Raw genomic sequence first — 19,205 nt, 5'->3', positions numbered from 1 at the left:
AGGGTATATTGTATTTCTTCGCCAATAATTTATATCCAAGATTTCCATGTAAATACTCAGTAACAAGCTTTATTTTAAATTCCTCACTATATTTGGCCATAAAAACACCCCAAAAAGTTAGTTTTCTGCTCTAACTTTTTGGGGTCGGTACCTTTCCTTCAACAAAATTACTCTTTATTTATTAAGGTTTTACAGCTTTAAGGTAAATATTTAAACTATCACGAACGCAGCCAGTGATTAATTCAATAAAAGGGCTGTAGATTTGTTTTACACTTGCCAACTCAAGCGTTTCATAATATTTTAAACGTTGTTCATGTTCAGCTTTGACAATAGCAGGGGGATAACCATTTTCCATTAGTATTAAATTCATTAAGAGTCTGGCCGTTCTGCCATTTCCATCTGAAAACGGATGAATATAAACAAATTTAAAATGAAAAAGTGCTGCCAGTTCCACAGGGTGTAAGTCACCCTTATTATCCTCATACCATGAAAGTAAATTAGACATTTCCTGAGGTACCTGAAGAAAATTCGGTGGCTCATGCACACTACCAGAGATTCTAACGTTTATATTGCGATAATTACCTGCATTTTCATTATCTATATTTTTTAATACCAAATAGTGAAGATTTTTCAGCGTTCTTTCATCGAGCTTTTTATCTTTTAAGACATGCTCTTCAATATAATCAATTGCTTCCGAATGATTAATTACTTCAAAATGTTCCTTTAAACGCTTTCCACCTATTGTAAGTCCATCTTCTAAGACAACTTTAGTTTCAATCAATGATAATGTATTACCTTCGATAGCATTGGAATTATATGTCCACTCAACACGAAGAACCTCATTTAAATTTTTAACTGCAGCAGAAGGAAGAGGTCTGAGTTGGTCGAGTTCATTTTTTAGTTCGGTAACTTCCGTAAAATCATTCATAGAAACACCTCAACACTTATTTTAAACAGCAAACTGAATATAAAATAAGTGTATAATACTTTAAAGGAAAAGACCAATTTTATACAGTAAAGCTGATAAAAGTTATAAATATATATTGTACTATTTAATTCTTCGTTAAATTAGTATTTAACGCATATATAAAACCCTGAATAAAGACTATTTAAGTGTCTACTATTCAGGGTTTAGTTCAATATTTAATGATAGATGGTTGTTTTATTTATCTTAGTCGTTTCTTTTCCTCCTCTTACCCATTTGTTCTGCTGCCTTTCTTGCTTTTTCTCGACTTGTATTTATATAGAGAAGGGAAGTCTCTGGCGATGTATGTCCTAACTGTGTCATGACAAGGGGAATATCACCTGTTTGTTCAGCCAGATTTGTAGCATACGTGTGGCGTAGTTTATGGGCTGACATACGCTTGTCAAAGGTTTTCGTGTATTTCTCCACAATCTTTTGTATAGCACGATTTGATAAAGGGGCGTATCCATTTCTACCTTTAGTAACAAACACATAAGCGTTTGGAGCGTCGTCAGCGTTGTAACGTTCTTTTCTAACGAGTAGATACTTTTGAACATCTTCCAATGATTCAGGGTTCACCGCTACGGTATCCTGTTTATTTCCTTTTCGAGTAATGTTAATTTCGAAATTAGTAGAGTCTATGTCTTCAATCTTTAAATTAGCTAATTCATTAAGACGTATACCAGATCCTAAGAACAAGGAAAGGATTGCAAAGTCTCGTTCTTTATCACGTTTGAAGTATCTTTTTTGAGCAGTAGATAATGAATGTTCATGTTGTTTTTCGACATATTCTAAAAAATCTATATCCATATTGTTAGTGAAAATTTTGCCTGATATTGCACTAGCTCGTTCATTTAATGTTTCTGAGACTTTATGTACAGGTATCTTTTGCATCACATTTCGATGGAAGTAAGGTTCGCCTGTTTCTGCTATTTCAGATTCAATAGTTAGATATTTAAATAGGCTACGAAGTGCTGATTTCATCCGGTTTACGGTTTTTTCATGTATCTTATTTTGAGACTGTGTTTTTTTTGATAAAATGTATTTTTTACGTAATACTGTTTTAAAAAAACCTTCTGCAGTCTTTAATGGGAGAGTAGCAAGTATATCAACGGGAACATCCTTAATATTTGACACATCTGTGATTCCTTCGGAAATCAGCCAATTCAGAAACACTTGATAATCTCTCGTATAACTATATAAAGTAAGCGGCGAACGGTGATCAAGTCTTGAATCTAAGTATTCAACTATATAAGGGGGCATAGTTTCCATTAACTCCAACAAACGTTTTTCATAATATTCATGTTGTTTAGAAAACATTCTCAAACACCCTTTATGTTAAATTTCATAATACTTTGCGTATAATACAATTGTTGCGAACTTATGTTCTGTCATTTTATTTTATAATAAATTAAAAGATTAATAAAGAGAATCATTCTAGTACAATCAGAAATCAACTATGTAGTCGTCAAGAAGATTTTTGTAAGATTACTAAATTAAGTTCTTGTAATCATGGACGGGAGTATTTCAAAATCCAACCATTCTTTCTTTTTATTAGAAAGGGAAGAGGGGAGAACCTCAGACTCTTCTAATATTGGCGTTAGAATAGTACTAGGAGGTAATGATATATATTTGTCTAACCATTTTTAACTGAGTTATTTTTTTGAATGTCCAAGTTAGGACCCTTATTGACCATAAATTTATTAGAGAAAATACTTTCATTCCTTTTTATCTGAATAATAAAGTGATTTACGTAGTGTCACATCACGATGCTTCAATGTTTCTCCTTTAAAACGTAACCAGATCTCATCATCAGCCATTACTCCATGTGTTTTGCGGACAATTGCCCAACGATTGTAACTATTTAAACCGAGAGCAGCAAGTAATTCATCGACGTTGACTCTTGTTTCGGGAAACACACGCCATTTCAGCCACTTTTCTAACTCATCTTTCGTAATGTACCCCTTCGGATTAGGTGAAAATTGTTTATTAAATCCTTCAATAAAATTGATGATGTAAGGTCTGTCACTCCCATTTGGTTTTAACTCTACAGTTGCAATGACATCATCAAACAGCATAACATCAAAATTCATATAGTCGATCATTTCGACACCTTCTTTAATCAAAAAATAGTTTTTGAAGCTGAACATCACGTAATTGAGAGAGTACGACGTCTCTCGCTCTGCCCACATCGTAGGGAACTTTACTTAATTTCTCAAGTAGTAACGTACGATTTATAAAGGGATCTCCTTGATATAAAGCTAACTGTTTGGTAAATGAAGAGTTAAAAGGCTTAGCTTTTAATTTTCTTTTTAAAATACTCATATGTTTTCCGAGTGGATAATCCTTTAAGTCTGATAATAAGCTTAAACCGTGATCAAAAATCGGAGCCAACTGCCAAGCTTCTGTTTTGGGATTAAACAGAAATAAAATGTTATTTGTATGGCGGTCCTCATTTAGAATGAATGCATCGAAAGCTAGCATTTGTGCAATTTCATAGGAAACATCTAATCCTGTGAAATGGTGGACCTTATCCATAATGGCGCTAAACTTATCTTGTGTGGAGTAGCCTGTTTTAGTTAAAACGTCATCGGTTGTTTCAAAGTTCGCTTCAAATAATCGTTCGAGTGTCACTTCTTGCAAAGGACCACGAAAGTCCTTGGAGTAACAGCCTTCTGTAACCGTACCATCATACTTTACAATTAAACAAGGTGTATAAGAAACGAAAGAAGCTTTCGGTAAGGTTGAACAATTTAAAATGAGATAGGCGACATATTCAGCCATATTTTCGTAACCACGGGTATTTTCTTTAATCCATTTATCGCCCACTAACCATTTTGATTGATCACCTTTACTTGATGTGCTCACAATCGTTTTAGCATCTTGGGGAATTTTAATCTTTTCCAATTCGTACACCTCCGTTCAAAACCTGATATTTGCTTCATGAAAACTGAAAGGAATTGAGTGGTAGTAGTTCACATGACTTTATAATGTTTACGGTGATTGTTTTATAATTATATTATACCAAATTTTTCATATGCATAATAGTGCGCAAAATAAGTATTATACGAACAGTTAGTTATTGTTTTCTATTACCCTCTCCTCTACTGATATCCTTTGAAGTAAAAGCGTTGAATCAAATGAAGTAATGTTGCAGCATCTATATAAAAAAGACTATCCCTAACTCATTACGGTAAAGAGTAGGAAAAGTCTATTTTAAGTATATAGATAAGCACTTTGCAACATACGTTATGTAGCCTAATAATTTGTAAATGAAAACCTAGGTAACAATGAAGAGAGCCAAAGTTTCCCTTTGGCTTAACTTCAAATTCACTATTCCTGTGTTAACTCAAAGATTTCATCTATTACCTTCCATTTTCCCTCCATAAGTTCTCCTAATAATGCTGCATCAAGTTCTTCAGAGGCGCGCTTTAGGTATTGTTGATTATATTCTTAATAATGGTCGGTGTGCAAACTACATTTCTTACGTTGTGGCATTAAACTCTTTCATTTACGTAATAGTTGTTTCGTTTTTTGTCTCAACTTTATAAGTGTTACCATACGGTATTCTCCCAAGATTAACGTTTATTTTTAGATTGATTCGATTAGGTGTGAGAAAAAAAAGAAAAATATTTTGCCATTGGCCTTACATAATTCTTCGATTTGTCGTTGTTCTTCAATAGTCAACCGTTCATATAAGAGAAACGCTTGATAGGCTGAAGAGACAGATATAAAACGGCGATACATCTTGAAAACACACCTCATATCGAGACTTCTTGGTTGCGCCGGTAATACCCTTGCAGATCGCTTTCTTGTATCAAAGGGTTATTTGAAATATAAAGTAAGACCTTTCTCAAAGAAATTTTCAATTCACTTACCATTTGATTATATACACTATCCTTTATTTTTGCTTTATTACAACCAATGGAACCTAAACAGCAATCCAGTTGGTGTATTATTAAAACTCTTTGTTTTCATTATTCCGCAAGTTATCATCGAAACCAATGCCGAAAAAAGGACGGACTTAATTACGTGGAAAAAGGGCTGGAGCTGGTACCATTCATTAATTAGCATGTCATTAAAGTTTCTGGTATGCCGACTTATTATCGCGTCTATAAGAAAATTAAATAACAGAGAGACCTCGACAACTTAAAAGAAGACCTAGCCCACAAGTCAGTATCACGTAACTTATGGGCTAGGTCTTTTTTGATGGGGGATAGTGTCCGTATCAGTTTTTAGTGAAAAATTAGGGATAGTTTGTAATACATAAAACAAAACTATGGCTAACAAATGATTAGGAGTTGTGCAATGAAGAAAAATATAATTGACCTCATTAGTCCTGAAATGGAAAAAGAAATCAACAATGAACTTAAATACATGAAGTTTACAAGAAACCTCCGTTCATTAACAGCCGATGAATGGTATATTTTTCTTTCAAATTATAAGGATCCTAGAACAAAAGGTGCAGCTGGAAAAGTCATTATACATTATGACCTTCAAGGGAATAGAGACATTTTTATTAACACCACAGTTATTCTTGAGGATTCTAAGCTTTACAATCCACAGTTGAAATCACTTGTGTATGCGATAGGCGATGAAGTAATTAACCGTCTTGTTGGTTATGCAAATACATTATTGTCTCTACATGCAGGAGAGAATTCTTATGATGCAGAGTATGTGAAATGAGGTTTTTTTGGGGGAGGTAAAAAGATATATATTATTTACATGTTTATATTCACAAATTGTTCTCTTTCATTTAGAATGGAATTCGTGGAAGAAAATCTTACGAAAAGCTTGAAAAATAGTGTGAGGGGAATACACCATGAATATTGAAAAAGTGAATATAAAAGAGATAAAACAGGAAAAAACGCTTTTATACACCTACTTACTAAAAATGAAAGGTAAGAAAGGACTTAAATCTTCTGTCAACTTTGCGGATAATGTTGTATCAGCAACAGGTGGCCTTATTGCTATAAGTATAATTAGTTTTGTAGCTGTTGCTTTTGGTTATCCGATGGTGCTCGGACCGATTGGTGCTAGTTGCTTGCTTGTTTTTGTAGCGCATGCCGGACCCTTTTCACAACCAAGGCATGTTCTCGGGGGCCATATATTATCGACACTTGCAGCTCTAACCATATGGGAAGTGTTTGGAAGGACACATTTAACTATTGGTATGACGCTAGCGGTTGTGGTCTTTTTAATGCTTATATTTAATACAGTCCACCCACCGGCGGCTGCTAGCGCCATAGTAGCAATTAATTCTCAAGTAGGCTGGGGGTTTCTAGTAACAGTTATAGCTTGCTCAATATTAGTCGTTTTCCTATCTATCATTTATAATAACTTATTCAAAAATCGCCAGTACCCAAAACAATGGGTTTAGTTAGAGACAAAGCTTGAATAAAGACGATTAAATTAATAGAGTGGTAATTTTCGGGAAATTACTTATTTGTTTATTAATGAAATACCCCTTTACCTAATTTGGTAAAAGGGGTATTTGCTTAAAATGGATTAATAACACTAAGGTTAAATACAATGTTGACGTTTCGGAAAAGAGGTATTATTGTTGTTTCGCTTGCTGTAACTGTTGAGTAACTTGTTGTAATTCTTGTTGCATTTGTTGAAATTGCTGTTGTTGTCCGGGTTGGGCATTGCTTTGAGCTTGTTGTAGTTGTTGGCTAGCTTGTTGTACCTGTTGTTGGATTTGTTGAATGGTTTGAGAGTTAGCTTGCTGAGTTGCTTGTTGAACTGCCTGTTGAGCTTGTTGGATTGCTTGCTGTGCTTGTTGAACTGATTGTTGAGCTTGTTGGTTTTGTTGCATGGTTACATTCCTCCTAAGTAAGTTAGCATAGTCTTACCTGAAGTATCATTCCTTTTAAAAAAATAGTTATACCCGATATTGAAAAGTCTGTTTTTAATAATAAGTAAAAGTCAGACTAATCATACCGATTCTAGAAGAAAAAGAATATTTTCAACCCTACACATTCTATAATTTTGGGGAAAAGGCTGAAAAGACCAGGTGGCACCTATCAAGAAGAATATGTCTCTTCGTCCAACATTCCCAAATGTTCCAAAGACACATTGGGCATTCTATGAGATCGAAGCGGCAAAGAAGAATGAGGAGTAAACCTTTACCTATGTCTTCATGAATTGGAAGGGATTAATTCGAGTAAACATTATGCTTATTTTACTAAAACTAGTGACCAGATTGGCTATTAAAGGTTACTAGTTTTTATAAACAATACTAGCATTCGATAATGGAGTTACTTATTGACAGAAAGAATGTCAATCTTATTTACTGATGAATCAAGCCAACGAAATTCAATTGTATCCCCAATTTCAAAGGAATTAAAGGTTTTTTGAGAAGTTACAAAATACTGATCTTCTTCAGAATAGATGACGTAACTCGCTCCAATAACTTCGTCCTTTATTTCTTTATTCGTTACTACGATGTTCATTTTAGGTTCAGGTATGAATGATAAAATAACAATAACGATAATAAGAGCTAAACCAAAAAGTAAACCAACCTTGTAATGACGAGGTATATTCATCTTCATTTCTCCTTTTTTAGAATAAAAGTTTAGTTATACCCTAAATACATTCTAATATTTTGTTCACCTTCCATTTATAGGTATATTGAGACGATGCATAGGTTGAATCATATCATATTAGAATTACGGATTCAAAAGGCTTTTATCATATGCGATTTGAATGATCTGCTATAATGGATACACAATTTGATACATAAAGGGGCGAAGAAATGGCTACTCCATTGAAAGATATGTATAGCGAACCTTTTTTACAAGAACTTGGTAGGCTGATCCAAACAGTGTACAACCAATTTAATACGAAGGAATTCATTGCTGAAATTACTGATGATACCTGGGAGAGTCTTGAATTAAAAGCTCGAATTCGTCATATTTCACAAGCACTCGGAAGACATTTGCCAGCACAATATGAAGAGGCACTTGACATCTTATTAGCGATTGATGATAACTGTAAAGGCTTTCCCTACCTGATTCTTCCAGACTTTGTTGAGGTATATGGGCAGGCAAATAAAGATTGGGATCTTTCAATGAAAGCATTGGAAAAGTTCACATGTGGTTCTTCCGCAGAATTTGCTGTTAGACCTTTCATTCTTCGTGAACCGGAACGAATGATGAAACAAATGCAAGCTTGGTCAAAGCATTCGAACGAGCATGTTCGACGCCTGGCAAGTGAAGGTTGTCGTCCCCGCTTACCATGGGGGAAAGCGCTCTCTATATTTAAAGAAGACCCTGCCCCCATTCGCCCAGTGTTAGAAGAATTAAAGGATGATGTATCAATCTATGTAAGAAAAAGTGTCGCGAATAATCTGAATGACATTTCAAAAGACCATTCTGACTTTGTGCTGGAAATCGTCAAAGAGTGGAAAGGTACACATGCGGATACTGATTGGATTTTGAGACATGGAAGTCGAACCTTGATAAAAAAAGCCAATCCGAGGGTGTTAGAATTATTCGGTTATGCGAATCCTCTAGGCACATCTCCGCTTACAACTCACTCTATAGTATCGACTGAGTTGTCGCGTTTACCAATCGGTGGAAGTTCTCAATTACATTATGAGCTTCATATTCGTGAAGGAGAATCAGTGAAAATTCGAATTGAATATGCGATAGACTTTGTTAAAGCAAATGGAAAGACTTCGCGCAAACCATTCTTTTTGTCGGATAGAATAGTTAAAGGTGGTGCAGTTCTTACAGGAACGCGAACACACCGATGGTCAAATTTATCAACGCGTCGGCATTATCCTGGTGAACATAAAATTACGTTACTCATAAATGGTCAAGAAGTAGCTAACACAACCATTTTTATCGAGGATGAAAAGGAATAGACTTGGATTTGACGATATAATTAGGGAAATAGTAATATTTTATTTTCGGTTCTTAACTATTTACATGAGCAATGAAATGAAGTGCAGGATTAGAATAATAAGGAGAATTTTATGATTGATATTCATGAAGTTAGAAAAGGGGAAATTGAACAGGTTTCAACATTTTTGCTAGCAACGATGGAGGAGGTCTATCCTTTTCCTCTAAGCGACGCTTCAAGGAGAGACCTCAGTGAGATGGAAGCCTTGTTTATCAAACGTGAGAAAGCTACCATCATTACAGCGTATATAAGTGGACAAGTTGTAGGAACGATTGCTGTCAGGCCTTATGATGGGAGAATTGGTGTACTAGAAAATCGTTATCATTTAGAGACAACTTGTGAGTTAATAAAGTGCTATGTTGATAAGCAGTTAAGACAAAAAGGTGTTGGTTCTTTGCTTTTTGAAAGTGCTGTTCAATTTTGCAAGCAGGCAAACTATACAACCATGTATCTTCATACGCATCGTTTTTTACCTGGGGGTTTAACCTTTTGGAAAAAGAAGGGTTTCCAATTGATAGTAGAGGAAAGTCAACTTGAAACAGTTCACATGGAACAGGATATTGATAAGGTAGATAAGTATTTCCGCAATTTCTAACTAATTTAGGATTGCGTTTTTTTATTGACGATTTAGAGTAAATACTCTTTCCACGGACAATTCAGGCAGAGTTCTTTTATGAGATAGAAACCCTAATTTCAGATGAAAATAGGGTCAGAATTTCTTGGTTTAAATCTGAGGATGAAAGAAAACGCCTCGGAAATCTTATTGTTGATGCATCAAAAGAGATCATTAGTGATCAAGAAATGAGTACAGCAAGTAATAAATGGTATCAGGATAATCAAAGAAGTATTCAAGGGACGGTATCACCTTGGATACTCAAGGCGAATCTTTTTTAATTCGAGCGATTTGGAAAATATTACTTCAAATTCCAGATGAACAAAATGACCAATTTTGGTTAAAGGCAACAAGGGATAAACATACAGCGACAGCGGGTGCGTATGGTTTAATTTCCGTAAAAGATGCTTCGGATAATAAATAAAGATTACGGGCAGTAGAACTTGGCAAAGAATTCACCTTTATGGAACAATTAAACGTTTAGGTATGCATCCGTTGAATCAATTAAACGAGATAAGTGATCGAGAAAAATTTTTAGGGTTGAAATAAAAATTCGGAATAGAATTAAGACAGATAACGGGAGATTCAACGTGGCAAGGGTTGTTTCTAGTTCGATTAGGATACCCTTTAAACCCAACACTTCCTAGTCCTAGACGTTCAGTGGATGATGTAATTGTTAAATAAAGCAATGATCATGTGTGGCCGGTGTAGCTTTAAAATTCCTCCGAAGTATAAGTTGTACTTCAATCGACATACGAAAATCAAATCCTCATATCGATATCTTTCCTACTTTACATACTAGTTGCCAATGTAAACTAAACAGCGTAACACGGCAATCTTACAGTGATGAAACTAAGCGTCTCTTATTCGATTTAGGTTATGTAAGTTTTACTAATAGAAAGTAGGGTTATATAAAAAGAAGGGTGGTCAGAGATAGAGAAAGGGAGATAGAATGCATCAAGAAGAAAAAAGTTTAAATATTGTTTTTTGGATTTCTACATTAGTTATTACTGCTTTTCTAATCTTTGGGGCTATGTTGCCAGATACTCTTTCGTTATATGCAGAAAATGCATTTGAGTGGACAACTACATACTTTAATGGCTTTTACTTAATTGTCACTGTCTTTTTTATTGGCTTTTGCTTATTTTTAGCCTTTAGCTCTTATGGAAACATTAAGCTTGGCAATGAGGATGATAAACCGGAATATACCTATTACAATTGGATCGGAATGTTATTTTCTGCTGGTTTCGGTGTTGCCCTCGTTTTCTGGGGGGTTTCTGAACCAGTAGAGCATTATCTTGAACCTCCACCGGGCTACGAAGGGAAAACGGATGAAGCGGTTAGTGCTGCGATTCAATATTCAATGTTTCACTGGGGCATTCATCAATGGTCTGTGTTTGCAATCATAGGGTTATCTATTGCTTATTTTCAATTTCGAAAAAAAAGGCCTGGGCTTATTAGTACTGCAATAGAGCCTTTAATGAGAAACAAGCTAGGGAAAATTAAAGGATGGCGCTCTATGATTGATATTCTAGCGGTACTAGCAACGGCTACAGGAGTGGCCACAACTTTAGGGCTAGGTGTGATGCAAGTAAATGGTGGATTAAGCTATATATTTGGAATTCCTGACAATATGGGAACTCAACTAATTATCATTAGTCTTCTTATGGTTGCCTATTTGTTTTCATCTATTACAGGTTTAAATAAAGGGATACGTATACTAAGTGTAACCAATTTAAGTATTGCATTCTTATTATTACTATTTGCGCTTTTGGTTGGCCCTACTAGCCATATTTTTAATACATTTGTTGCGGGTCTCGGTGGCTACTTACAGAATTTGGCTGGAATGAGCTTTAACGTGGATCCAACTAGGGAGAATAAATGGCTAAACGAATGGACAGTCTTTTACTGGGCTTGGGCTATGGCTTGGTCTCCCTTTGTAGGTACATTTATTGCCCGGGTTTCAAAAGGGAGGACCATTCGTGAATTCATAATTGGTGTGATGTTCGTTCCTCCATTCGTTGCCATTGTTTGGATGGCAGTGTTTGGAGGAGGGGCGCTGTATTTCGAAACAGTAAAAGGCTCTTCTATAACGAAAGCTGTTCAAGAGGATATTACAAATGGGTTGTTTGTAACTTTAAATCAATTTCCATTCGGGATGGTTTTATCAATTATTGCGATCTGTTTAATTTTTATGTTCTTAATTACATCAGCGGACTCTGCTACGTTTGTTCTAGGCATGTTGACATCGAGAGATCATCTGAACCCACGTTTAAAGATTAAAATCATTTGGGGGGTGTTTATGTCTGGAATAGCAGTGATTTTGCTTATGGCAAGTGGCTTAAATGCGTTACAAACGGCATCATTAGTGGCCGCGCTACCATTCTCTGTGATTATGATTTTGATGTGTTTTGCTCTGTTAAAAGAACTAAAGAAGGAAAAAAGGAACTAAACTCTCGTTCTTCCTAGTAGATAAGCCTCAATTCAATAGGTGAAAGTTTTATTTCTAACAGAAAAGGTTAGAGGATAATATACACATGAGAGGAGTTGATTAATATCAATAATCGTAAAAGTGTTGCAGTGGGTACTGTCGTTGGTGGAGTAGTCGGAGCAACAGCGGTATTACTTACCTCTCCAAAATCGGGAGAAGAATTAAGATCAGACATCAGCCAGCAAATAACTGAAGGGAAAAATAAAACAGGAGAGGTAACGAATCAATTAAAAAATAAAATGAGTGAGCTTAGAGAAATTATTAATCAAAGCTCGTCGACCGTTTCTCAAACAGTTAAAAAGAAAAGCGAAGATGTCATTAGTGAAGCAATGCAGTTACTAAAGAGTGATGAGGCGAACGGTGAAATGAGCATTGAGGATTTAAAAGAAGTAGTAAGAGGTATTATGAGAGAAGAAATAGGTGCAGGTGAAGACATAAAACAAGTCGTTGAAAATGAGATCAAAGAGATCGAAAGGGAATTAAATCAAGACATAAATGATTTGAATCATATAGGTAAATAAATTATGTAAAGGAAAGGATGATAGAAAATGACAACACCTACAGTAACAGCCGGTTTTCAAGTGTTACCAGATGGTAAGGATATGAATACAGACGGGATGATTCCAGAAATCATTGAAGTCGTTAAAGACTCTGGTTTAAAATATGAGATCGGTCCGATGGAAACCGTTATTGAAGGAAATCTGCATGAAGTCTTCAACGTAATGCAGAAAGCCCAAGAAGTTAGCATTAACACAGGCGCCTCAGAGTGTATTACGAATATTAAGGTTCATTATAAACCTAATGGTGTGACAATTGGAGATAAATTATCGTAGTCTTCTATCAAGTTAATTATTCCACTTGTTTACAATACTAAAGTTTTAGGAAAGGTAGCCAAATACATGGCTACCTTTTTATCGGTCGTCGTGATATGGAGGAACAATAGTCTTTTTAAAAATCTCCCTTGATGTTAATCATTTAGTATATCGGAATCCGCTAGAATGCAACCATTTTAATCTATTGTTTCCTATATAAAATCTTGGAGTGGATATAAAAAGTTATAGGATTTTTCAATAAATTGCAGGAATGTGAAGTATTTTGTCGAAAAAGGGCAACTATAGTAGGAATTACACTAAAGAGTAGCAAAGGAATCTATCGGATCTTTCGTTTTCACTACTATTCATAGATAGGCTACTTAAAGGAAATGAAGCAAGCATGAAAATAGTAGGTGCCTAGTAATAGCAGGTGGAATAGATTGAATAGGTATACGTGAAAACGGGAGAGGAGAAAAAATGCGTTTAATTAATGTACATAAATGTCAGTCGGGAATTAAATTAGCAAAATCAATTTATAATGTGAATGGTAAGGTTCTATTATTTCAAGGAACGGAACTTACAGACAAATTAATAGAACAATTAAAAAGATATAATGTTTCTAGAATATACATAGAAGATGAGCAATCCGAGGGGATTGAAATTATTGAATCCATTCCTGATGAGTTACGAATTGAAGCAGTAAATAGGATTACTGAAGGATTTAAGTCAATTGCTGAATTAAGCCCAAATAGGGCAAATATTCAAGGAATGATTAAGTCAGGCAGAGCAATACGTAGTTTCCAAAAGATTTTTAGGGATATCTTAAGTTGTCTAAACGAGAATCATAGCGCACTTAATTTATTGGCAACCACAAAAATCCATGAGAATTATGTGTACAATCACAGCCTTAACGTATCAATATATGCTTGTCAATTAGCGATAGAAAATGGTCTACCACTGAAGAATATTGAGGAAATAGGTTTAGGTGCAATGTTACATGATTTAGGAAAAATGTATATATCATCAGACATTTTAAATAAGCCTGGAAAGTTAACCAGTGAGGAATTTAATCACGTAAAGTCACATTGTCATTTAGGTTTTGAAATACTTAGGAAAATACCAGAAATCCCATTAACTGTAGCTCATTGTGCACTACAACATCATGAAAAATTAGACGGGTCAGGTTATCCTAGGGCTTTAAAGGAAAATGAAATTCATAAATACGCAAAAATTTTGAGTGTTGCTGATGTATTTGATGCTGTTACGAGTTCGAGATCATATCGGCCTTCAATGTTACCTCATGAAGGCCTCGAGTTACTCTATGCTGGTAGCGGAACACAATTTGAAAGTAAACAAATCCAGTTGTTTAAAAGCTGTATTGCGATTTATCCACAAGGTTTAACTTTAAAATTAGATGATGGTAGGTCCGGGATTGTATCTAAGTATAATTTTTCTGCAACAGGTAGACCAGTGATAAGGATTATAAGAGATGAAGAACAACAAGAAGTGAAACCGTACGAAATTGATTTGTCCTCAAAGGACAATTTAAACGTTCATATTGTTGAAGCGGACTCATTACTATATTAATCGAAGAAAATCGATATTTACTCGAAGACACCACTCGTTTTAGAGGAGGCCACTGAAAAAAGTACGATTTTCACCTTTTTCAGTAGCCTCTTTTTAGATCGGTGTCTTTTTTATAGCAATGTCCGGTATGATTTAACCGTTAAATTAGTTCTTCTGGATAAACATTAATTAACCAGATTAAAAACGCCTATTAGACTAATCTGTTACTTATTCAAAATCTCGCATTCCACTCCACGTTTTTCCGTCAACAGACTTTTTGATTAAAGTCTCTCGTAGAGGACCACTTTTCAATTTTTCATTGCCAAATTCTACATCTGAATTTGTTACATCTTCAATAATAGCTGGATTAGTCGTCTCCTTCATAATCGATTCGATCTGTTTTTTTGCAATATTTTTTTTCCTTCTGCCCATAATTTACGTCCCTTCTTGATTAAATTTACTGTTTATATTCTTTCCAGTCTTATTTTATAAAATTCCTCAGGATTAAATCAAAGGTATGTTCTTTTCTTAAATTGCAAATAGTATCAGTAAGATTCTTCAGAGAAGGAGAACTGGCGATGTACAAAATTGAAGTAAAAAACCTAACAAAAATTTTTGGAGCAAATCCTAAAGACGGGTTAAAAAGGTTACAGGAAGGCGAGACAAAACAAGAAATTTTAGAAGAAACAGGTATGACTGTTGGTGTGAATAAAGCTTCCTTCCATGTAGAGCAGGGTGAATTTTTTGTCATTATGGGTTTGTCGGGAAGCGGTAAATCGACAATTATTCGTCTGGTTAATCGTCTAATAGAACCAACAGCGGGAGAAGTGTTAATTGATGGGGAAAATATCACAAAAATGAGTAAAGCGGATTTACTGTCTACCAGAAGAAGAAAACTGGGAATGGTGTTTCAAAAGTTTGCTTTATTTCCACATCGCACAGTTCACGCGAATGTAGAGTATGGTTTAGAAATTCAAGGTATGCCCAAGGAAGAGCGGCAGGAAAAAGCATTAAAATCTATACATGATGTTGGCCTGAAGGGATATGAGGATAGTTATCCAGACCAACTCAGTGGCGGAATGCAGCAAAGGGTTGGGTTAGCTCGGGCTCTAGCAAATGATACGGATATCTTACTTATGGATGAAGCATTTAGCGCACTGGATCCTCTAATTCGGAAAGAAATGCAAGATGAATTATTGAATCTTCAAAGTAAGTTAGGAAAAACGATTATCTTTATTACCCATGATTTGGATGAGGCTCTTAAACTAGGAGACAGAATCGCTATTATGAAAAATGGGTCGATTGTTCAAATTGGGTCAGCTGAAGAAATCCTTGAAAATCCTGCTAATGAGTATGTTTCTAACTTTGTTGAAGATGTGGACCGATCCAAAGTTTTAGTTGCTTCAAATGTAATGAAAAAGCCTGATGTTATTACAGCTTGGAAGGATGGACCGCGAGTTGCTGTAAGGAAAATGGAAGAAGCCGGTTTGTCAAGTATTTTTGTAATTGATAAAGAAAAGAAACTTAAGGGTATCTTAACAATTGACGCTGCTATTACAGCATATAAGGAAAACAAATGGGTAGAAGATGTTTTGAACCAAGATTACCATACGACAGAGCTTGATACCCCCTTACATGAACTAATAGGTGTTGCAGCAGAATCAAAGTACCCTATTGCCGTAGTAGAAGATGAAAAGTTACTTGGTATCATCGTAAGAGTGTCCATTTTATCTGGGCTCGTTTTAGGTAAAGAACGAAACGAGGTAGGGGAGACAATATGAACTATTTTAATTTTCCGTTAGAAGACTGGACCAATTACTTTGTTGATGAATGGCTCATTCCCGTTTTAGGAGGATTTTTTGATGCGATAAGTAATATCATCGCATTTTTTATAAGTGGGGTTACTGATTTATTTACTGTTATCCCACCAGAGCTAATGACGTTAATATTAGCTTTACTCGCATGGAAATTTGCAGGAAAAGGAGTCGCCCTATTTACAGTCATTGGTTCTATCTATTTAGGATCTGTAAATTTATGGGGAGACGCGATGTTGACGCTTGCCGTTGTTATTGTTGCAACACTTTTTTCGATTGTTCTCGGTGTTCCTTTAGGGATAATTGCAGCGAGAAATCAACAAGTAGATAGCGTCGTTCGTCCGATATTAGATTTTATGCAGACGTTACCGAGCTTTGTCTATTTGATTCCCGCCATACTATTATTTGGTTTAGGCGGGGTCCCAGCCGTGATTTCTACTTTTGTCTTTGCAACCCCTCCCGCTGTTAGAATGACCACTTTGGCTATTAAACAAGTTCCTGCGGATATGGTGGAAGCGGCAAGGGCCTTTGGTTCGACACCTTGGCAGATGTTAACAAAGGTTCAACTGCCTATTGCAATTCCAACGATTATGGCAGGAATAAACCAAACAATAATGCTCGCTTTATCAATGGCCGTCATTGCTTCAATGATTGGTGCACCAGGATTAGGATCAACGGTTTTAGCAGGGATTTCGAGTGTGAATGTTGGGTTAGGTTTAACAGGTGGTTTAGGGATTGTAGTTTTAGCGATTATCCTTGACCGAATTACGCAAGGTTTAGGTACAAGAAAATAAAGGAGTGAAGTTTTATGAAGATGATTAGGTTAAACGTGCTATTAATATTTGTATTTGCTTTGTTGATGGGATGTGGGACAGACGATCAAGGTCAACCTACAGAAGGGGAGACTGACCAAGCAGATGTTGAGGAGCAAAGAGATGTAACCATAAACTTTGGTGTCACTCCGTGGACAAGTACCGTACCACCAACAAAAGTAGCAAAGTTAATTTTAGAAGATATGGGGTATACCGTAAATGAAACAAATGCTGATGTTGGCGGGGTATATACAGGATTATCACGAGGAGATTTAGATGTCTTTATGGATGCGTGGTTACCAGATATGCATAGAAATTATATGCAGAAGTTTGGTGAAAAAATTGATGATACAGCGGTTAGTTATTCAGAAGGTACGATGGGTTGGGTCGTTCCAACGTACGTTGAGGGTATCAATACAATTGACGATTTAAAAGGACAAGAAGACTTGTTTGATGGCAAAATATATGGGATTGAAGAAGGTGCTGGGATGACGATTACAGCACGTGAAATGATAGAGGATCTTGGACTTAATCTTGAATATGTAGCTTCAAGTGAGGGTGGAATGCTTGCTCAGGCTTCTCGACTCATAAACAGTGAGAAACCAGTACTATTTCTTGGGTGGAGACCCCATCCAATGTTCGCAAACTTTGACTTAAAGGTATTAGATGATCCGACGGAATATTTTGCAACGTCTGAAGTTCACGTGCTAACTAATATAAACTTTCAAGAGGAAGTGCCCGAAGCCTATAACTTTCTACGTAACTGGAGTATAGAGGTTGAAGATATTGAGAAAATGATTGTTAAAATCGAAGAAGGAGCAGATGAAGAAGACGTCGCTAGAGAATGGATTGAAACGAATCAAGAAAAAGTAAATAAAATGTTGGAAGAATAACATAATACAATTAAAAGTAAGGCAGCCATTGATTTGGTTGCCTTATTTTAAAATGTTTATCTAAATTTGTAGAGGGAATATAGTCAGTGAAAGAGAAACACACTATCTATAAAGGAGGCGTTCATTATTCTTTATAAAGCTAGTTCAATAGAATCTTGTACAATACAGGCATCTGACGCGGAGTTAGGAAAAGTGAAAGATTTATACTTTGATAGCAAACAATGGACTGTCCGTTATGTAGTGATTGATACGAGAAAGTGGTTACCTGGAAAGAAAGTATTAATTTCACCAATTGCAGTCAATAATGTTGATTTACTAAATTCTAATATCGATGTCCTTGCTACGGAGGAACAAGTTAGTAACAGTCCTTCTGTAGAAGAGCATCAACCTGTTTCTCGACAACTTGAGTCGGAGATAAATCGTTATTATGGCTGGTTTCCTTATTGGACAGGCACCGGAGTTTGGGGCGATGGTGTACATCCAAGGCAGATGGCCCCAACAACAGAAAATTTGGGAGATGAAAATAGAATTGAAGTAGAGGATAAGCATAATGAGTATTTAAGAAGTATGAATGAACTTAAGGGAAATCTAAGTGGCTACACCATCCAGGCACAAGATAAAGAGGTAGGCCATGTTGTTGATTTTGTTATTGATGATGAAGCTTGGGCAATTCATTATTTAATTGTTGATACTGGAAATTGGTTACCTGGTACGAAAGTTTTACTTGAGCCAGACTCAATAACAGAAATTGATTGGGTGACAAAAAAAGTTTATGTCAATCTTCCATCAGACGAAATTGAAAGAAGGTCAGCACAAACAGTTGATAATAATGACGTCAGGAATATGGAAGGCGTATCTATTGAAGATATTTGGAAAAGGAGAATAAGTTAAAGTGTGCCGTATCCCTGAATGAATTAACCAACTTCTCGATTTAAAGTGTTGGTCTCAAAAGCATTTAAGGATGTGGTCATGGAGCGTTCCTCTAATCGCCTTAGGATGAGTCAACCACTCATCCTAAGGCTTTTAAAAGATGTAGAGACAAAAAAAGAAGCGGCAACGGCTCCGACCGTCGCGCGCCCGCTATGAGAAACCCACTCATAACGGCTTAAAACAAAGTGACGACTCCACTCATTGCTGAAGCGGCCCCTGAAAAAGGTGAAAATCGGAAGTCACTGAGAAACACTTTGAAAGCATTTCGAGGAAGCAGTAATGGCTTCACTCGTTGCGCGCCTTGCTATGAGAAAACCACTCATAGCAAGGCTTTTCAAACCGGGCAACGGCTCCGCGCATTACTAAGAGGGCACTGAAAAAGGAAAAGCACCCTTTTTTAGG

Annotated in this window: 21 protein-coding genes; 14 read left to right on the top strand and 7 right to left on the bottom strand. The window is 35.9% G+C overall.

Annotated elements, in window-relative coordinates:
* Nucleotides 1-181 precede the first annotated feature (181 nt).
* The 4 genes from CEF19_RS05835 to CEF19_RS05820 all read right to left on the bottom strand — a co-directional run bounded on the left by CEF19_RS05835 (nucleotide 182) and on the right by CEF19_RS05820 (nucleotide 3,880).
* Entirely contained in the window at nucleotides 182-928 is a 747-nt protein-coding gene (locus tag CEF19_RS05835; RefSeq protein ID WP_100405217.1) for a Fic family protein, read from the bottom strand.
* A 243-nt stretch (nucleotides 929-1,171) separates the two neighbouring features.
* Nucleotides 1,172-2,284 carry a tyrosine recombinase XerS gene (gene xerS, locus CEF19_RS05830; protein ID WP_100405216.1) on the bottom strand — a complete coding sequence of 371 codons (1,113 nt, stop codon included), beginning with the start codon at nucleotides 2,282-2,284 and terminating at the stop codon, nucleotides 1,172-1,174.
* Nucleotides 2,285-2,682: 398 nt separating this feature from the next.
* Nucleotides 2,683-3,069 carry a hypothetical protein gene (locus CEF19_RS05825; RefSeq protein WP_100405215.1) on the bottom strand — a complete coding sequence of 129 codons (387 nt, stop codon included), beginning with the start codon at nucleotides 3,067-3,069 and terminating at the stop codon, nucleotides 2,683-2,685.
* Between the two features lie 13 nt (nucleotides 3,070-3,082).
* The gene (locus CEF19_RS05820; protein ID WP_227521924.1) at nucleotides 3,083-3,880 is read right to left on the bottom strand and encodes a HipA domain-containing protein; all 798 of its coding nucleotides are present in this window, start codon (nucleotides 3,878-3,880) and stop codon (nucleotides 3,083-3,085) included.
* 832 nt (nucleotides 3,881-4,712) lie between these two features.
* On the opposite strand from CEF19_RS05820, the gene CEF19_RS24085 reads away from it, so the two are divergent.
* From CEF19_RS24085 to CEF19_RS05810, 3 genes are all read left to right on the top strand, one after another.
* Nucleotides 4,713-5,117, top strand: coding sequence for a CBO0543 family protein (locus CEF19_RS24085; protein WP_319830070.1), 405 nt, complete (start codon nucleotides 4,713-4,715; stop codon nucleotides 5,115-5,117).
* A gap of 155 nt (nucleotides 5,118-5,272) precedes the next feature.
* Complete coding sequence (locus CEF19_RS05815) at nucleotides 5,273-5,650, top strand: hypothetical protein (protein WP_198510246.1); 378 nt, start codon at nucleotides 5,273-5,275, stop codon at nucleotides 5,648-5,650.
* A 136-nt stretch (nucleotides 5,651-5,786) separates the two neighbouring features.
* On the top strand, nucleotides 5,787-6,344 hold the full coding sequence (locus CEF19_RS05810) for an HPP family protein (RefSeq protein WP_100405213.1): 558 nt from the start codon (nucleotides 5,787-5,789) through the stop codon (nucleotides 6,342-6,344).
* A 177-nt stretch (nucleotides 6,345-6,521) separates the two neighbouring features.
* On the opposite strand, the gene CEF19_RS05805 is transcribed toward CEF19_RS05810, so the two are convergent.
* Complete coding sequence (locus tag CEF19_RS05805; protein WP_100405212.1) at nucleotides 6,522-6,782, bottom strand: hypothetical protein; 261 nt, start codon at nucleotides 6,780-6,782, stop codon at nucleotides 6,522-6,524.
* A 442-nt stretch (nucleotides 6,783-7,224) separates the two neighbouring features.
* Complete coding sequence (locus CEF19_RS05800) at nucleotides 7,225-7,512, bottom strand: hypothetical protein (RefSeq protein WP_100405211.1); 288 nt, start codon at nucleotides 7,510-7,512, stop codon at nucleotides 7,225-7,227.
* 209 nt (nucleotides 7,513-7,721) lie between these two features.
* Between CEF19_RS05800 and CEF19_RS05795 the strand changes: the two genes are divergently transcribed.
* From CEF19_RS05795 to CEF19_RS05770, 7 genes are all read left to right on the top strand, one after another.
* Nucleotides 7,722-8,834 (top strand): DNA alkylation repair protein, encoded by a 1,113-nt coding sequence (locus tag CEF19_RS05795; RefSeq protein WP_100405210.1) that lies wholly within the window; start codon nucleotides 7,722-7,724, stop codon nucleotides 8,832-8,834.
* A gap of 111 nt (nucleotides 8,835-8,945) precedes the next feature.
* A complete protein-coding gene (locus CEF19_RS05790) occupies nucleotides 8,946-9,467 on the top strand; it encodes a GNAT family N-acetyltransferase (protein WP_100405209.1) in 522 nt (173 codons plus the stop codon).
* Nucleotides 9,468-9,738: 271 nt separating this feature from the next.
* On the top strand, nucleotides 9,739-9,909 hold the full coding sequence (locus tag CEF19_RS23070; RefSeq protein ID WP_157800887.1) for a hypothetical protein: 171 nt from the start codon (nucleotides 9,739-9,741) through the stop codon (nucleotides 9,907-9,909).
* A 528-nt stretch (nucleotides 9,910-10,437) separates the two neighbouring features.
* A complete protein-coding gene (locus CEF19_RS05785) occupies nucleotides 10,438-11,937 on the top strand; it encodes a BCCT family transporter (RefSeq protein WP_100405208.1) in 1,500 nt (499 codons plus the stop codon).
* A 95-nt stretch (nucleotides 11,938-12,032) separates the two neighbouring features.
* The gene (locus CEF19_RS05780; RefSeq protein ID WP_100405207.1) at nucleotides 12,033-12,497 is read left to right on the top strand and encodes a YtxH domain-containing protein; all 465 of its coding nucleotides are present in this window, start codon (nucleotides 12,033-12,035) and stop codon (nucleotides 12,495-12,497) included.
* Nucleotides 12,498-12,524: 27 nt separating this feature from the next.
* Nucleotides 12,525-12,809 carry a thiamine-binding protein gene (locus tag CEF19_RS05775; protein WP_100405206.1) on the top strand — a complete coding sequence of 95 codons (285 nt, stop codon included), beginning with the start codon at nucleotides 12,525-12,527 and terminating at the stop codon, nucleotides 12,807-12,809.
* 456 nt (nucleotides 12,810-13,265) lie between these two features.
* Nucleotides 13,266-14,375, top strand: a complete 1,110-nt coding sequence (locus CEF19_RS05770) for an HD-GYP domain-containing protein (RefSeq protein WP_100405205.1) — start codon at nucleotides 13,266-13,268, stop codon at nucleotides 14,373-14,375.
* A gap of 207 nt (nucleotides 14,376-14,582) precedes the next feature.
* On the opposite strand, the gene CEF19_RS05765 is transcribed toward CEF19_RS05770, so the two are convergent.
* The gene (locus CEF19_RS05765; protein ID WP_100405204.1) at nucleotides 14,583-14,786 is read right to left on the bottom strand and encodes a hypothetical protein; all 204 of its coding nucleotides are present in this window, start codon (nucleotides 14,784-14,786) and stop codon (nucleotides 14,583-14,585) included.
* Between the two features lie 146 nt (nucleotides 14,787-14,932).
* Here CEF19_RS05765 and CEF19_RS05760 point away from each other — a divergent pair, with 146 nt between their 5' ends.
* The 4 genes from CEF19_RS05760 (at nucleotide 14,933) to CEF19_RS05745 (ending at nucleotide 18,764) form a co-directional block, all read left to right on the top strand.
* Entirely contained in the window at nucleotides 14,933-16,135 is a 1,203-nt protein-coding gene (locus tag CEF19_RS05760; RefSeq protein ID WP_100405203.1) for a quaternary amine ABC transporter ATP-binding protein, read from the top strand.
* The gene (locus tag CEF19_RS05755) at nucleotides 16,132-16,962 is read left to right on the top strand and encodes an ABC transporter permease (RefSeq protein ID WP_100405202.1); all 831 of its coding nucleotides are present in this window, start codon (nucleotides 16,132-16,134) and stop codon (nucleotides 16,960-16,962) included. The genes CEF19_RS05760 and CEF19_RS05755 overlap by 4 nt, the downstream gene beginning before the upstream one ends.
* Nucleotides 16,963-16,976: 14 nt before the next feature.
* Nucleotides 16,977-17,873 carry a glycine betaine ABC transporter substrate-binding protein gene (locus CEF19_RS05750; protein WP_100405201.1) on the top strand — a complete coding sequence of 299 codons (897 nt, stop codon included), beginning with the start codon at nucleotides 16,977-16,979 and terminating at the stop codon, nucleotides 17,871-17,873.
* A 108-nt stretch (nucleotides 17,874-17,981) separates the two neighbouring features.
* Nucleotides 17,982-18,764, top strand: coding sequence for a PRC-barrel domain-containing protein (locus CEF19_RS05745; RefSeq protein WP_319830091.1), 783 nt, complete (start codon nucleotides 17,982-17,984; stop codon nucleotides 18,762-18,764).
* The last annotated feature ends 441 nt before the right edge of the window (nucleotides 18,765-19,205 follow it).

Source organism: Bacillus solitudinis, from assembly GCF_002797395.1.
In the GTDB taxonomy this organism is placed as follows: domain Bacteria; phylum Bacillota; class Bacilli; order Bacillales; family Bacillaceae_D; genus Halalkalibacter_A; species Halalkalibacter_A solitudinis.
This window is presented reverse-complemented; position numbering and strand designations above follow the sequence as displayed.